The following is a 14,561-nucleotide window of genomic DNA, read 5'->3' as shown; positions in this document are numbered from 1 at the left end:
GTTATTGTTTTAACAATCACGCAACGGAACCGCTACAAGGTGGTTCACATAATCAGAAAAAAAGACCCGTACCCCCGGCGTGAGGATAAACGATGAAAAAACAATTACTTTCTACCCTTGCTGCAAGCGTGTTGCTGTTGAGTACCTCTGTCGTTCAGGCCCAGGACGCTCCGTCCCGTACCGAATGTATCGCCCCGGCCAAACCGGGCGGCGGTTTCGATCTCACCTGCAAGCTTATTCAGGTCAGCCTGCTGGAGACGAAGGCCATTGAGAAACCGATGCGCGTCACCTACATGCCAGGCGGCGTGGGCGCGGTGGCCTATAACGCGATAGTCGCGCAACGTCCGGCGGAAGCGGGAACGGTGGTGGCCTTCTCCGGCGGCTCGCTGCTGAACCTGTCGCAGGGCAAGTTTGGCCGCTACGGTGTGGACGACGTGCGCTGGCTGGCGACCGTCGGCACCGACTACGGAATGATTGCCGTGCGTGCCGATTCCCCGTGGAAATCCCTGAAAGATCTGCTGACCGCTATGGAAAAAGATCCGAACAGCGTGGTGATTGGCGCAGGGGCGTCTATCGGCAGCCAGGACTGGATGAAAGCGGCCCTTCTCGCCCAGCAGGCGAAGGTTGACCCGCACAAGATGCGCTACGTGGCCTTTGAGGGCGGCGGCGAACCGGTCACGGCGCTGATGGGCAACCACGTTCAGGCTGTTTCCGGCGATCTCAGCGAGATGGTGCCGTACCTGAGCGGGGATAAAATCCGCGTGCTGGCGGTCTTCTCGGAAAACCGTCTGCCGGGCCAGCTGGCGAACATCCCGACCGCCAAAGAGCAGGGTTATAACCTGGTCTGGCCGATCATCCGCGGCTTCTTCGTCGGGCCAAAAGTGACCGACGCCGAGTACCAGTGGTGGGTCGACGCGTTCAACAAACTCCAGCAGACGGAAGAATTTAAGAAACAGCGCGATCTGCGCGGACTGTTTGAGTTTAACCTGACCGGTAAGCCACTGGATGAGTACGTCAAAAAACAGGTGAATGACTACCGCGAACAGGCGAAAGCCTTTGGCCTGGCGAAATAACCGGAGGCGCTATGAGCGATCGTATTTTTGCCGGGATATGGCTGCTGCTCTGCGTTGGCGGGATGTTTGTCGCCTGGCAGATCCACAGCGAATACAGCTATGAACCCGTGGGACCCCGTCCCTTCCCGATGGGCATCGTCGGCCTGATGCTGCTCTGCTCGGTGGCGCTGCTGCTTCGCCACCCGGATACCGTCGAGTGGCCGCCGCGTCGCATTCTGCAGCGTCTGCTGGTGATGGTGATTGTCCTGCTGATGTATGCCTGGGGCTTTGAGTGGCTCGGCTTCCCGGTGGCGACCGCCATTCTGACGATGGTCATCGGCATGCTGTTTAACGCCACCCTCCCCGCGGCGGGGATCTCTGGCGTGGTGATGGGGATTTTACTGTGGTACGCCTTTGACCGCCTGCTGGACGTGACGTTACCGCTCGGCGCCTGGCTTAATTAACGGAGCACGCTATGGATACCTGGATTTACCTCTCGCAGGGGTTCGCCGTGGCGATGACCCCGGAAAACCTGGTGATCGCCCTGATCGGCTGTTTCGTGGGCACGATTGTCGGCCTGCTGCCGGGCCTTGGGCCGATCAACGGCGTGGCGATTTTACTCCCGCTGGCGTTTGCCCTGCATCTGCCTGCGGAATCGGCGCTGATCCTGCTGGCAACGGTCTACATCGGCTGTGAATATGGCGGACGCATTTCGTCGATCCTGCTTAACGTGCCGGGGGATGCGGCGGCGATCATGACCGCGCTGGACGGCTACCCAATGGCGCGGCAGGGACGCGGCGGCGTGGCGCTCTCCATCTCTGCGGTCAGTTCATTCTTTGGCTCACTGATTGCCATTGGCGGCATCATTCTGTTCGCTCCTGCGCTGGCCCAGTGGTCGCTGGCGTTTGGTCCGGCAGAATATTTTGCCCTGATGGTGTTCGCCATTGCCTGCCTCGGCAGCATGATGGCGCAAAATCCGCTGAAGTCGTTTTTATCCGCGCTGATTGGCTTAGGGTTAGCCACCGTCGGCGTGGATGCCAACACCGGGGTCTATCGCTTTACCTTCGACAGCGTTCACCTGTCCGATGGCGTGCAGTTCATTGTCGTCGTGATCGGCCTGTTCTCTGTTTCTGAGATCTTACTGATGCTGGAGCATACCAGCAGCGGGCAGACGCTGGTGCGCAAAACCGGCCGGATACTCTTTAGCGCTAAAGAGGGCGCGCAGTGCATCGGCGCCACGCTGCGCTCGTCGGTGATTGGCTTCTTCGTCGGCATCCTGCCGGGTGCTGGGGCCACTATCGCCAGCGCCATCACCTACATGACCGAGAAGAAGCTCAGCGGCAATAGCGACAGCTTTGGTAAAGGCGATATTCGCGGCGTCGCCGCGCCTGAGGCGGCCAATAACGCCTCGGCCTGCGGCTCGTTTATCCCGATGCTGACCCTGGGCGTGCCGGGATCCGGCACCACGGCGGTGATGATGGGCGCGCTGACGCTCTATAACATCACGCCCGGCCCGGCGATGTTTACCGAGCAGCCTGATATTGTCTGGGGGCTGATTGCCGCGCTGCTGATCGCCAACGTCATGCTACTGGTGATGAATATCCCGCTGATTGGGCTGTTCACCCGCATGCTGACGATTCCGCTGTGGTTCCTGGTGCCCGCCATTGCCGCAGTCTCTGCGGTGGGGGTTTACGCGGTGCACAGCACCACGTTTGACCTGGTGCTCATGGTGGTCCTCGGCGTGTTCGGCTACATCTTGCGAAAAATGCACTTCCCAATGTCTCCGCTGATTTTGGGCTTTGTGCTGGGTGAGATGCTGGAGCAGAACCTGCGCCGCGCCCTGTCCATCAGCAACGGTAATGTGTCGATACTGTGGGACAGCAGCGTCGCGAAGGTTCTGTTAGCGCTCTCGGTCATTGTGATTGTGGTGCCGCCGGCGTTGCGCCTGCTGCGTCGTCGCCAGCGCAAACCGGAGCCGGATATCGGCTAACTATACGGACAGCTGGGCATTGACCCACTGCTTTAACGCCTGGCGGGAGATCTTAATCCCGCCATTTTTTAGCTCAGCCGGCAGCACCAGCCAGTGAACGGGCTGCTCAAAGCGCGCCAGCCTGCCCTGTACCCAGGTCGGGAAACGGGTGATATCCGTTCCCGGCTCGCACTCCACCACCGCCACCGGACGCTGTCCAAACTCGGCATCATCCAGCGGGACGATAAACACCTGATTAATCTGCGGATGCGCGGCGATAACGCGCTCCAGCGATTCCGGCTGGATCCCCTCTCCACCGCTGAAAAAGAGATTGTCCATGCGGCCTAAAATCGTCAGACGGTCGCCATGCCATTCCCCGCGATCGCGAGTGGCAAACCAGCCCTGCGCGTTGATCAGCGGTATCAGCGCGCCGTCCTGCCAGTAGCCGGAAGCCATGCTCTGCGCTTTGATCCAGACTTCACCGTTAACGACCTGCACCTCTCTGCCCGGCAGCGCACGGCCCACGTCCGGATCGCCGTCAGCCTCTTTTGCGCAGACGGTAGAGGCAAACTCGGTGAGGCCGTAGCCGCAGTACGTTCGAACGCCCTGTTCCCGGGCCTTTTGCGTCAGCGTCACGGGAATGGCCGCCCCGCCGAGCAGCACCGCTTTCAGTGCGATGCGGCTTTCGCTATTCAGGAGACGCCAGAGCTGGGTCGGCACCAGCGAGGCGTGGGTGCAGCCGCGTAGCGCCTGCTCCAGCGGCTGCTTCTCGCGCACGGTTAAGCGCGCACCGGCCTGCAGCCAGCGCCAAAAAATCCCCTGGCCGGAAACGTGAAACAGCGGCAGCGAAAGCAGCCAGTCGTCATTATCCCCGTAGGGCATCAGCGACAGCACGCCGCGGGCGCTGGCAAGATGGGCGGCGCAGGTATGCACCGCCGCCTTCGGCAGCCCGGTGGAGCCGGAGGTGAGCGTCATGGTGGTCAGCCGCGCCGGCTGCCACGCAGCGCAGTACGCATCCGCTGGCTCGCACATGCTCAGGCCATGAAGGCCGTCGTAGCTGCCGTCCAGCACCAGCGCAAAGCGCAGCGTCATCTGCGGGATCAGCACGTCGAGCAGCGGGCGCGGCAGCTGCGGATTAACGGGAAGAATACGTGCCCCGCACTGAAGCAGCGCCAGCCATGCCAGCAGCGTTTGCGGGTGGTTATAGGCCAGCAGCAGTACGCCGTCGCCCTCCGCCACACCCTGCTGGTGAAACCCTGCCGCAAGGCGCTCGACGCGCGCGCACAACTGCTGCCAGGTAAGCGCTTCATCATTCAGTCTCAGGGCCGGTTTATCGGCAAAAAGCGCGCGCCAGTGACGCCAGGGCCAGTCGGTAAAACTCATAGCAACGGCTCCAGCGCCTCTGCGTCGAGGCACGGCAGCGTGCTGGCAGGCCACTCGCGGAGAAGCTGAGCCTGCATCAGGTTCAGCGTGTCGAGGCCGGGAACCGTGTCCGGCGTTAACCAGGCGGCAATGCGCGCCAGCTGGGTCAGCCCCAGGCTGGACTCTATCGACGAGCTGATCACCGCCGTCAGCCCCAGCGCGTGCGCCGCCGAGACCTGCTCGCGCACCTTCGCCAGGCTGCCGGTTAGCGTCGGCTTAATCACCACCGCGCTAACGCCGGGCTCGGCGACAAATTCAAAATCGTCCTCGCGCAGGCTTTCATCCCAGGCGATGGCAATCCCCGTTTCGCGGGCAAAGGCGCGCGAATCATCACGGGTTTTGCACGGTTCTTCGAGGAAGGCAATGCGGCTGCGGTACGCCGGGTTGACGTACTTCGCGAACTGCAGCGCCTTAAGCGGCGTCCACGCGCGGTTGGCATCCAGACGCAGGTGCAGATCGGGGATTGCTTCCAGCAGCAGGTTGGCGACCATGCCGTCACGCACCGCTTCGTAGAGACCGACTTTGATTTTCGCCACTTTCTCGCCCGGCATGGCGGCGAGCAGCGCGAACAGCTCGTCCGGGTCGCCCGTGCAGAGCGGTGCCGCGCGATAGTTAGCCTCTTCCGGCAGGCTACCGTCCAGCTCCGCCAGCGCGCAGCTGATGCCAAAGGCGGCGGAAGGTGCGTCCGGTAATGCCGGGTTTGCGCCCTCACGCCACGCCTTTACCCACGTCAGCAATGCAGACTGCGCCTCATCCAGCGACTCCAGGCTAAAGCCCGGCAGAGGCGAAATCTCGCCCCAGCCTTCCTGCTCGTCCTGCTGCAAATGCACGAAGAAGCCGTCACGGGTTTTTAAACGCCGTTCACGCAGCACCACGCCCGCGTCCATCGGTATCTGCCAGCGGTAAACCTGCGCGCGACGCATTACGGGTTCCGTTTGTATTTGCTGAAGTCCGGCTGGCGTTTTTCGTTAAACGCGTTGCGTCCTTCCTGACCCTCTTCGGTCATGTAGAACAGCATGGTGGCGTTACCCGCCAGCTCCTGCAGACCCGCCTGACCGTCACAGTCGGCATTAAGTGCCGCTTTCAGGCAGCGCAGCGCCATCGGGCTGTTTTGCAGCATCTCGCGGCACCAGCGCACGGTCTCTTTTTCGAGATCGGCAAGCGGCACCACGGTATTCACCAGGCCCATATCCAGCGCTTCCTGTGCGTTGTACTGGCGGCACAGGAACCAGATTTCACGGGCTTTTTTCTGCCCGACGATGCGCGCCATGTAAGAGGCACCCCAGCCGCCGTCGAAGGAGCCCACTTTCGGGCCGGTCTGGCCGAAGATGGCGTTTTCAGCAGCGATGGTCAGGTCGCACATCATGTGCAGCACGTGGCCGCCGCCGATGGAGTAGCCCGCCACCATCGCCACCACCGGTTTCGGGCAGGTGCGGATCTGGCGCTGGAAATCCAGCACGTTCAGGTGGTGCGTACCCGCATCGTCCTGGTATCCGCCGTAGTCGCCGCGCACCTTCTGATCGCCACCGGAGCAGAAGGCCTTCTCGCCTTCACCGGTCAGCACGATCACGCCGATACTGTCGTCGTAGCGCGCATCCGCCAGGGCCTGAATCATCTCTTTGACAGTCAGCGGACGGAAGGCGTTACGCACCTGCGGACGGTTGATGGTGATTTTGGCAATGCCGTCGGCGGATTTGTGGTAACGAATGTCGGTGTAGCCTTCGGAGCAGTCCTGCCATTCAACCGGCGCATAAAGCATGTGTTCATCAGGATAGATCATAGAGTGTCCTTTATTCGAAGACGCAGTATCTGAGCCAGACTCGCGGCAACCGCGTCGGGGTTTTCCCGGTGGGCGTTGTGTCCGGCGTTTGGAATCGCATGGCGAACGGCGTCCAGTTCAGCGGCCAGGGCCGCGAACTTCTGGTCACGTTCACCGTAGAGATAGTCAAAAGGGAAATTGCATACGCTAATCGCGGCACGCAAATCGGGCTGCACGGCCAGCGACGTTGCTTCGAGCATCTTCGCCAGCGTCGCGCCGTTGTTCTGGCTGCGCAGGGCGATAAGCGCCTTGCGCTGGTGGTCAGTGAGGGAAGCAAATACCGGCTGTTGATACCAGTCGGTAAAGACCTTTTCCAGCGGTTCGGTGCGAAAACGCGTCGCCCAGCGGCGGTCGGATGTCCACCGCGCGTGACGCTCATCCTCATCAAGCAGGCCCGGATGTCCACCTTCAACGATCACCCCCAGCAGCCCCTTTGGCTGCTGGCAGGCATGAAACATCGCAATGCGGCCGCCGAGGGAGTACCCCACCAGCCAGTAGTTCAGTATGTTGTAACTAAGTAGAGTTCGGGTAAGTAACGTGCTCATCTCGTCGAACCCCGTCACGGCAATATCCCCGGACGCACCGTGGCCCGGCAGGTCAAGACAGAGCCGGGAATACTCGCCGAGTTGCTTCCCGACAGCCTGCCACTCGCGGCAGTCGCCGGAAAAACCGTGCAAAAAGACCAGCCAGGGATAGCCCGGTTTTCCGGCCTGCTGCACGCCCGAGAGGATCACAGCTGGCTCACCTGCGCCAGCAGGCTTTGCAGGGTCTGCGCGCCGTCGGCCTCGTTCACCACCAGCTCAATCAGCGTCGCGCCCGGCTGCTTCCAGGCGGTGCTTAACGCCGCTTCCAGCTGTTCCCAGCTTTCCGGGCGATGGTATTTCAGGCTGAACATCGCCGCGGCGTGTTCAAACTGCACGTTCTGCGGCATCAGGTAGAAGCGCTCGCGCTCGCTCTGGGGCGTTGGCAACAGGGAGAAAATCTGCCCGCCGTTGTTGTTGACCACAATCAGCACAAACGGCGCGGACGCCTGACGCAGTAGCGCCAGCGCGTTAAGATCGTAGAGCGCGGAGAGATCGCCCACGATCGCCAGCGTCGATTTCGCGCTAGCGCGCTGCACCCCCGCCGCCGTCGAGATCAGCCCGTCGATGCCGCTGGCACCGCGGTTGCTGTACACCGGGTAGCCCACCGGCAGCTGCGAAAAGGCATCGATCAGCCGCACGACCAGGCTGTTGCCGACAAACAGCTGCCCCTGTTCTGGCAGGTATTGGCGAATACGGTGCGCCAGCCCGGCCTCGCTGAATGTCTCACAGCGCGCTTTGGTGATTTCCCACGCCTGACGCGACAGCTCAGGGATCGCCAGCGCCCAGGGCTGACGTTTTTCCGCCGGGTGCAGTTCCAGCCAGCTATCAATTTTGCTCACCAGACGACGGCCGCGATGGTGCGCCGGGTCGAGCCGCCCTTCCAGCGCGTCCACCACCCAGTATTCTTCCGGCGTGCAGGTCGCCTGCCACTGCAGCAGACGTTTTCCGGTCAGGCTTGCGCCGATCTGGACCACAATCTGCGCCTGCGAAAGCTCAGTAACCGCTTTCGCGTTACCCAGCCAGAGATCGGCGCACGGCAGCGGCTGGCCGGTCTGGGAAAGCACGTCGCCAATCAGCGGCCAGCCGAGTGTTTGCGCCCATTCGGCGACCAGCCTGCCTTCGGCGGCGCTCATGCGCCCGGCGATGACCACGCCTCGCTTCTGCCGCCAGAAGAACCAGTCGCGCTGTTTCGCGCTCTCAAGATGCGTCTGCTCGCGCAGCCACGGCTTTTCGCTCTGCCACCATTCGCCGAGCGACCGCTGCCAGTCAAGGCCGGTATCGTCCAGCTCGCCGTACAGCGGCTCGGCAAACGGGCAGTTGATATGCAGCGCCCCGCTGCGCAATGTCGCCATGGCGTGATCGACGGTGGAGACCAGCCAGCTTGCAGGAATATCCTGGGTGGGACGCGGTAACGAAACCGTCTGCGAAGGGTGCGTAGAAAAAAGTCCGGGCTGGCGAATGGCCTGATTGGCGCCGCAGTCGATTAGCTCAGGCGGACGGTCGGCCGTCAGCAGGATCAGTTTTTCACCTGTTAACCCGGCTTCAATCAGGGCCGGATAGAGGTTCGCCACGGCGGTACCGGAAGTGACAATCACCGCCACGGGTTCTTTGCTGACCTTCGCCAGCCCGAGCGCGAGATGTCCCAGACCTCGCTCGTCAAAGTGGGTGTGGTGAACAAACGCCCGGTTTTCAGCCGCCGCCAGCGTCAGCGGCGTTGAGCGAGAACCCGGTGCAATACACACGTGCCTGACGCCATGGCGCGTCAGGGCTTCAAGGATCACCGCCGCCCAGCGTCGGTTAAAAGAACTTACTGACATGAGATTGTCCGGTATCAAGAATGCGACACAGTATAAATAATAGAAAAAATTGGAATTTTGATATGAATCGGGATTGCGCGAATCAGTATTAATCCCTTAGGAGCAGAGAGCGCAATCCGGCGGCTTTGTTTTCGATCTCCTGCCACTCCTGCTCCGGGTCAGAGCCGCTGACAATGCCCGCTCCGGCGTAAAGCCGCAGAGCGTCTTCCTGTACGCGCGCCGAGCGCAGCGCCACGCAGAATTCGCTTTGTTCGGGGGATAAATACCCGGCCGAACCGGCGTACCACTCGCGGTTAAAGGGTTCAACGTGCTGAATAAACTCGCGCGCTGGCTGTCGCGGAAGCCCGGCAACCGCCGCCGTCGGCTGTAGCACGTGCAGGCACAGCTCATCGTCGGCCTGCTTGAGCTCGGTCCAGATACAGCGGCGTAAGTGCTGCACTTTGCGCAGGCGGATGACCTGAGCCGGCAACACCTCAAGCGTCTGCGTATGGTGTTGAAGACGCTGGCAGATATCTTCCACCACCAGCATATTTTCGCGCTGGTTTTTATCGTCATTCAACAGCCACTCGCCCAGACGCTGCGCCTGTTTATCGTCAGTATGGCTGGCGACGGTGCCCGCCAGCGCTTCGGTGCGCAGCAGCTTGCCGCGCCGCCGCCAGAGACGCTCGGGCGTGGAGCCGAGAAACGCGTTGCTGGCGTCGAATATCATGCAGAAATGATAGCAGTTTAAATTCAGGGCGCGGCTGGCAGCCATCAGCGCGACGGGGTTAACGCGCTGTTTACACTGCAGGTCGGTGGCTCGGGCGAGAACGACCTTTTCGAAATCACCGCGTGCAATCGTCTCTGTCGCTTTGCCGATAAGGCTAAGCCATTGCGGTTTTTCCGGGTGATGGGTTTCGCGCTCAACCTGCACGGAGAGCGGACGGATCGGTCTGGCGGGAAGCAGTTGCTGTAAGAACGCCCGCGCGGTGTCGGCATCGTCCTCAAGCGAGCTGTCGCTCCACAGCTGCAGACGCAACGTGGCGTTGCCAGCGGTACGTCGCCACAGCAGACGCGGTAAAAAGAGGCTGCCCTGCTCCGGGTTAAACGCGTTCAGGCCGCAGATTCGGGTATCTTCAGGGGCGTGTTGCGCACTTAAAAACTGCGAGGCTAACGCCAGAGAGGAGAATTGGACCACCGCTCCCAGCGCGGCCAGCTCTTCATCGCCGTTACGCTGTTGCCAGTAAAACTGGGGATAGCACTGCTGCTCGCCCAGCCAGGCGAGGGGATCGAAGGCATCGTTTAACGGGAAAGAGACGTCGAAATGACGCAGGCCGGATGTGGCAGGTAACGCTTGCGAAAGATGGCTACGCAATTGTTCCAGCGCGAGGAAAATCGAATTCACGCGAACCTCTCCCTGTTAAAACCTCATATTATACGGGGTACCATGAGAAATATCAGTACCCACGTATAGGGAGTGGTTAAACGGCTTAACGACGGGCCAGCAGCAGACCCAGCACCAGCCCTACGGCTGCGCCCACCCCAATGCCCTGCCACGGTTTTTCATGGACGTAATCATCGGCACGATAAACCGCTTTTTTGGCGCGGTAGTAGTAAGTATCAGACGCATGGCTGACGCGGTTTTTAACGTCGTGGAGCGCCTGCTCGGCACGGGCTTTCAGCTCGATATATTTCTGATCGGCAGGGTCGCCCGAGGAACGTAACACCTCTTCCAGCGTTTCACTCAGTAAGGTCAGGTCGTCGTCGATGCGAGTATCCCAGGATTGAAATGACATATTTTTCTCCATGTTAGTACACCAGTCCGCTAACTATAGACAACGACGCGCCATTACGCCTGTTTCGCTTCCCGCGCCATGCCGATGTGCGGAATACCGTCTTCGTCGTACACCTCGGTGACCGGCATAAAACCGAAATGACCGTAGAAGGATTGCAGGTGCGCCTGCGCGCCCAGGTATAACGCCTTGTCCGGCCACTGTTTCTGGCATGACTCCAGCGTTTTTTCCATCAGCTGATAGCCCAGTTTCTCACCCCGCGCGTTACCGCTGATAATGACCCGGCCTATCACCACGGGCTCGACATCGTCCTCGCTTTTCAGAATCCTCGCATACGCCACCAGCTCGTTATCCTTCCAGCCGAGGATATGGCGGTTTTCGCCAACGAGGTCATCGCCGTCGATGTCCTGATACGGGCACGTCTGTTCAACCACAAACACTTCGCAGCGCAGTTTAAGCAGCGCGTAGAGCGAATGAACGGTGAGCTCACTATGATGTAAATCTTGCCACTGGATCATCTCTTTCTCCTTCCTAGGGTTCACCACGTTATACTAAACCCCTCCCCGTTCGGCAAAGGGCTGATTGCGTTATGGAACTGATTTTTCTGGGTACGTCCGCTGGCGTGCCAACCCGCTCACGAAACGTGACGGCAATTCTGCTGGATCTTAAGCACCCCACCCGCGGCGGGCTGTGGCTGTTTGACTGCGGTGAAGGGACGCAGCATCAGCTGCTGCACACCGCGTATCACACCGGCAAGCTGGATAAAATTTTTATTACTCACCTGCACGGCGACCATCTGTTTGGCCTGCCGGGCCTGCTGTGCAGCCGCTCCATGGCCGGCAACGCCAATCCGCTGACGATTTACGGGCCTGCGGGTGTGCGTGAATTTGTTGAAACCGCGCTGCGTCTGAGCGGGTCATGGACGGATTATCCGCTGGAGATCGTTGAGATTAGCGAAGGCCTGGTTTTCGATGACGGTGATTATAAGGTGAGCGCTCAGCCGCTGAATCATCCCGTTGAGTGCTATGGCTATCGCATTGAAGCGCATGACAAACCCGGCGCGCTGGACGCCGCCGCGCTGATGGCCGCTGGCGTAAAACCCGGACCGCTGTTCCAGCGCCTGAAGCACGGCGAGACCGTTACGCTGGAGGACGGGCGCACGATCGACGGCCAGGATTATCTCGCCGCGCCCGAGCCGGGCAAGAAGCTGGCTATCTTTGGCGACACGGCCCCGTGCCCTGCCGCCCTTCAGCTTGCCCAGGGCGTGGACGTGATGGTGCATGAAGCCACGCTGGAAACAGCGATGGAAGAGAAAGCCAACGGCCGCGGCCATAGCTCCACGCGTCAGGCGGCGCAGCTTGCCCGCGACGCAGGCGTCGGGAGGCTGATCGTCACTCACGTCAGTTCCCGCTACGACGCGCGGGGGTGTGCAAGCCTGCTGGCAGAGTGCCTGGCGGTGTTCCCGGCGTGCGAGCTGGCCGAAGATTTCGCTAAGGTCAGCGTTTAGCCCTTCATTTTTCTCTCAGAATGCCGATAACGATTAAAAGGTCAGCATTTCTCTCGAGGGTAGAATGGATAATTTCCAGAAAGATATTGATGACAGGGCGAATCTGACCCTGTCGAACCGTTTTGAACTGTTGCTGTTCCGTCTTGGCACCTCTCTGAACGAAAATAAATCCGAGCTGTTTGGCATTAACGTCTTTAAGCTGCGTGAAATTGTGCCGATGCCGGAATTCACAAAACCCGCCGGGATGAAATCACCGCTGATGGGGATGGTGAATATTCGCGATCAGGTGATCCCGGTGATCGATCTGGCCGCCGTGGCGGGCTGTAAGCCTACCACCGGGCTTAACATCCTGCTTATCACCGAATATGCCCGCAGCGTGCAGGCCTTTGCCGTGGAGTCGGTTGAAAACATCATGCGTCTGGACTGGAAGCAGGTGCACGCGGCAGAAACCGCCGTCAGCGGCCGCTATATCACCAGCATTGCCTGCCTGGATGAGAAAACGGATACCAACGATCTGGCGATGGTGCTGGACGTTGAGCAGATCCTCTATGACATCACCCCGGCCAACCACGATCTGCACGCCACCAATCTGAAAACCACCAAGTTCAACATCAAGCCAGGCGCAGTCGCGATTGTGGCGGAAGATTCCAAAGTGGCGCGTTCGATGCTGGAGAAAGGTCTGCAGGCGATGGAGATCCCAGCGCAGCTGCACATCACCGGCAAAGACGCGTGGGAAAAAATTGGCGTGCTGGCCGCACAGGCGCAGGCTGAGGGCGTGCCGATCACCGATAAGATCGCTCTGGTGCTGACCGACCTCGAAATGCCGGAGATGGACGGATTTACGCTGACGCGCAAAATCAAAACCGACCCGGTACTGAAGGATATTCCGGTAGTGATCCACTCCTCCCTTTCCGGCAACGCCAACGAAGATCATATTCGCAAGGTGAAGGCGGACGGGTACGTGGCGAAGTTTGAGCTGAACGAGCTGTCGTCGGTGATTGAGGAAGTGCTGGATCGTTCGATGAAGAAGATTGGCGGGCCGCTTATAAGCAGGAAGCAGCTGGCTTAAGTCCTGTGCGGGCTGGTGCCCTCACCCCATCCCTCTCCCACAGGGAGAGGGCGCAAACCATAAAAAACCCGCCGAGGCGGGTTTTTTGTTTTTACATTAATGGCATCGCTCGCTGCACGATATCAATCAGCGGCTGCGGATAAATACCGAAGATCAGCACCAGCAGCGCGGAGATAAGCACCACGATACCACCGGCGCTGTACTGCCAGTTGCCTGGAGCATCACGGTTGAGCTGCTGAGGCGCGCTCAGGTACAGGCTCACGGCCACACGCAGGTAGTAGTAGAGGCCAATCGCGGAGCCGATAACGACACCGGCAGTCAGCCACCACAGGTGCGCCTGCACACCGACGGCCAGCACGTAGAACTTACCGATAAAGCCCAGCGTCATCGGGATACCCGCCAGAGAGAGCATCATCACGGTCATTACCGCGGACAGAATTGGACGGTGCCAGAACAGACCACGGTAGGAGAACAGTGAATCGGCATCCGGACCACGGTACGGGCTGGACATCAGGCTCACCACGCCGAAGGCGCCGAGGCTGCTGAACAGGTAACCGGCCAGATACACGCCCACGGCTTCCATCGACATCTCACCGCTCTGCAGCGCAATCAGCGCCACCAGCAGGTAGCCCAGATGAGAGATGGACGAGTAGCCCAGCAGACGCTTGATGTTGGTCTGGCTCAGCGCCATCAGGTTACCGAAGATGATGGAGACGAACGCGATGATGCCCAGCACCACGCGAACGGCTTCACTATCACCCACCGGCGCGTACAGGAACAGACGCATGACCACACCGAAGATAGCGATTTTGCTCGCCGTCGCCAGGAAGGTAGAGACCGGTGCAGGCGCACCCTGGTATACGTCTGGTGTCCACAGGTGGAACGGAACCAGAGAGAGCTTGAAGCCGAGGCCAACGATCATCATACCCAGACCCGCCAGCAGCAGCGGCTCATGGAGCATGCCGTCGCCGAGGCTCTTGCCGAGCGCCATGAAGGAGAGGTTACCGGACTGTGCGTACAGCAGCGCAATACCAAACAGCAGGAAGGACGATGCGGCAGCAGACAGAATGGTGTACTTGATGCTCGCTTCCAGAGAGCGCTTCTGACGGAAGGCGTAACCAATCAGGCCGAACAGCGGCAGAGAGATCAGCTCAATACCGAGGAACAGCGCGGCCAGATGGTTGGCATTCGCCAGCAGAATGCCGCCCAGCGCGGCAATCAGTACCAGCAGGTAAAACTCTTCTTTGTTGTCGTTGTAGCCTTCGAGCCACGGGTAAGCAAAGGTACAGGTTGCCAGGCTCGCCAGCAGCACCAGCCCGGTATACAGCATGGCGTAACCGTCAACGCGCATCAGCGGCGTGACGTCCATCGCCCCGCCCTGACCAACAAACCAGAGTGAGACTAACGCGGCATTCAGGCCGATGACAGACAGCGTGGCATTCAGGAAGTGATTGCGTCGCCACGCAATGGAGAGCATCACAACCACCACCGTCAATCCGACGATCAGCAGCGGTAGCAGCGCGATCAGTTGTTGTGGAGTTATTGTCATG

Annotated in this window: 14 protein-coding genes; 5 read left to right on the top strand and 9 right to left on the bottom strand. The window is 60.2% G+C overall.

Annotation, left to right across the window (positions count from 1 at the left end; translation table 11 throughout):
* Positions 1-92: 92 nt before the first annotated feature.
* The 3 genes from IM303_RS03955 to IM303_RS03945 are packed head-to-tail and all read left to right on the top strand — an operon-like array spanning position 93 to position 3,042.
* Positions 93-1,073 carry a tripartite tricarboxylate transporter substrate binding protein gene (locus IM303_RS03955; RefSeq protein ID WP_049000408.1) on the top strand — a complete coding sequence of 327 codons (981 nt, stop codon included), beginning with the start codon at positions 93-95 and terminating at the stop codon, positions 1,071-1,073.
* An 11-nt stretch (positions 1,074-1,084) separates the two neighbouring features.
* Complete coding sequence (locus tag IM303_RS03950; RefSeq protein ID WP_014884622.1) at positions 1,085-1,516, top strand: tripartite tricarboxylate transporter TctB family protein; 432 nt, start codon at positions 1,085-1,087, stop codon at positions 1,514-1,516.
* A gap of 11 nt (positions 1,517-1,527) precedes the next feature.
* Entirely contained in the window at positions 1,528-3,042 is a 1,515-nt protein-coding gene (locus IM303_RS03945) for a tripartite tricarboxylate transporter permease (RefSeq protein ID WP_193359608.1), read from the top strand.
* Here IM303_RS03945 and menE read toward each other — a convergent pair whose 3' ends face one another.
* The 8 genes from menE to IM303_RS03905 form a co-directional block, all read right to left on the bottom strand.
* The gene (gene menE, locus IM303_RS03940; protein ID WP_193359607.1) at positions 3,043-4,404 is read right to left on the bottom strand and encodes an o-succinylbenzoate--CoA ligase; all 1,362 of its coding nucleotides are present in this window, start codon (positions 4,402-4,404) and stop codon (positions 3,043-3,045) included.
* On the bottom strand, positions 4,401-5,366 hold the full coding sequence (gene menC / locus IM303_RS03935; RefSeq protein WP_192971267.1) for an o-succinylbenzoate synthase: 966 nt from the start codon (positions 5,364-5,366) through the stop codon (positions 4,401-4,403). Before menC ends, menE begins: the two co-directional genes overlap by 4 nt.
* Positions 5,366-6,223: a 1,4-dihydroxy-2-naphthoyl-CoA synthase gene (gene menB / locus IM303_RS03930; RefSeq protein WP_028013920.1), complete on the bottom strand. Its 858-nt coding sequence runs from the start codon at positions 6,221-6,223 to the stop codon at positions 5,366-5,368. Before menB ends, menC begins: the two co-directional genes overlap by 1 nt.
* A complete protein-coding gene (menH, locus tag IM303_RS03925; protein WP_045259699.1) occupies positions 6,220-6,996 on the bottom strand; it encodes a 2-succinyl-6-hydroxy-2,4-cyclohexadiene-1-carboxylate synthase in 777 nt (258 codons plus the stop codon). The genes menB and menH overlap by 4 nt, the downstream gene beginning before the upstream one ends.
* Positions 6,993-8,663 carry a 2-succinyl-5-enolpyruvyl-6-hydroxy-3-cyclohexene-1-carboxylic-acid synthase gene (gene menD, locus IM303_RS03920; protein WP_193359606.1) on the bottom strand — a complete coding sequence of 557 codons (1,671 nt, stop codon included), beginning with the start codon at positions 8,661-8,663 and terminating at the stop codon, positions 6,993-6,995. The genes menH and menD overlap by 4 nt, the downstream gene beginning before the upstream one ends.
* Positions 8,664-8,751: 88 nt before the next feature.
* Positions 8,752-10,047: an isochorismate synthase MenF gene (menF, locus tag IM303_RS03915; protein WP_192986489.1), complete on the bottom strand. Its 1,296-nt coding sequence runs from the start codon at positions 10,045-10,047 to the stop codon at positions 8,752-8,754.
* A gap of 85 nt (positions 10,048-10,132) precedes the next feature.
* Positions 10,133-10,438, bottom strand: a complete 306-nt coding sequence (gene elaB / locus IM303_RS03910) for a stress response protein ElaB (protein ID WP_028013924.1) — start codon at positions 10,436-10,438, stop codon at positions 10,133-10,135.
* Positions 10,439-10,491: 53 nt separating this feature from the next.
* Positions 10,492-10,953, bottom strand: a complete 462-nt coding sequence (locus tag IM303_RS03905) for a GNAT family N-acetyltransferase (RefSeq protein WP_045259696.1) — start codon at positions 10,951-10,953, stop codon at positions 10,492-10,494.
* Positions 10,954-11,024: 71 nt separating this feature from the next.
* Here IM303_RS03905 and rbn point away from each other — a divergent pair, with 71 nt between their 5' ends.
* Positions 11,025-11,942 (top strand): ribonuclease BN, encoded by a 918-nt coding sequence (gene rbn / locus IM303_RS03900; RefSeq protein ID WP_193359605.1) that lies wholly within the window; start codon positions 11,025-11,027, stop codon positions 11,940-11,942.
* A gap of 64 nt (positions 11,943-12,006) precedes the next feature.
* Positions 12,007-13,011 (top strand): chemotaxis protein, encoded by a 1,005-nt coding sequence (locus tag IM303_RS03895; protein ID WP_028013927.1) that lies wholly within the window; start codon positions 12,007-12,009, stop codon positions 13,009-13,011.
* Between the two features lie 91 nt (positions 13,012-13,102).
* On the opposite strand, the gene nuoN is transcribed toward IM303_RS03895, so the two are convergent.
* Positions 13,103-14,560 (bottom strand): NADH-quinone oxidoreductase subunit NuoN, encoded by a 1,458-nt coding sequence (gene nuoN / locus IM303_RS03890; RefSeq protein ID WP_028013929.1) that lies wholly within the window; start codon positions 14,558-14,560, stop codon positions 13,103-13,105.
* Position 14,561 lies beyond the last annotated feature (1 nt).

It is taken from the genome of Enterobacter cloacae complex sp. P38RS (genome assembly GCF_014930775.1).
GTDB classification, from domain to species: Bacteria; Pseudomonadota; Gammaproteobacteria; order Enterobacterales; family Enterobacteriaceae; genus Enterobacter; species Enterobacter bugandensis.
Note: the sequence above shows the minus strand (reverse complement) of the source record. Positions and strands in the feature narration are given on the sequence as shown.

What these genes read in the sequence shown, in the direction of transcription:
- IM303_RS03955 (WP_049000408.1), top strand. Translation starts at nt 93, where the DNA reads ATGAAAAAACAATTACTTTCTACCCTTGCTGCAAGCGTGTTGCTGTTG.
- menC (WP_192971267.1), bottom strand. Translation starts at nt 5,366, where the DNA reads ATGCGTCGCGCGCAGGTTTACCGCTGGCAGATACCGATGGACGCGGGC.
- IM303_RS03950 (WP_014884622.1), top strand. Translation starts at nt 1,085, where the DNA reads ATGAGCGATCGTATTTTTGCCGGGATATGGCTGCTGCTCTGCGTTGGC.
- menD (WP_193359606.1), bottom strand. Translation starts at nt 8,663, where the DNA reads ATGTCAGTAAGTTCTTTTAACCGACGCTGGGCGGCGGTGATCCTTGAA.
- menE (WP_193359607.1), bottom strand. Translation starts at nt 4,404, where the DNA reads ATGAGTTTTACCGACTGGCCCTGGCGTCACTGGCGCGCGCTTTTTGCC.
- IM303_RS03905 (WP_045259696.1), bottom strand. Translation starts at nt 10,953, where the DNA reads ATGATCCAGTGGCAAGATTTACATCATAGTGAGCTCACCGTTCATTCG.
- nuoN (WP_028013929.1), bottom strand. Translation starts at nt 14,560, where the DNA reads ATGACAATAACTCCACAACAACTGATCGCGCTGCTACCGCTGCTGATC.
- IM303_RS03895 (WP_028013927.1), top strand. Translation starts at nt 12,007, where the DNA reads ATGGATAATTTCCAGAAAGATATTGATGACAGGGCGAATCTGACCCTG.
- menB (WP_028013920.1), bottom strand. Translation starts at nt 6,223, where the DNA reads ATGATCTATCCTGATGAACACATGCTTTATGCGCCGGTTGAATGGCAG.
- rbn (WP_193359605.1), top strand. Translation starts at nt 11,025, where the DNA reads ATGGAACTGATTTTTCTGGGTACGTCCGCTGGCGTGCCAACCCGCTCA.
- elaB (WP_028013924.1), bottom strand. Translation starts at nt 10,438, where the DNA reads ATGTCATTTCAATCCTGGGATACTCGCATCGACGACGACCTGACCTTA.
- IM303_RS03945 (WP_193359608.1), top strand. Translation starts at nt 1,528, where the DNA reads ATGGATACCTGGATTTACCTCTCGCAGGGGTTCGCCGTGGCGATGACC.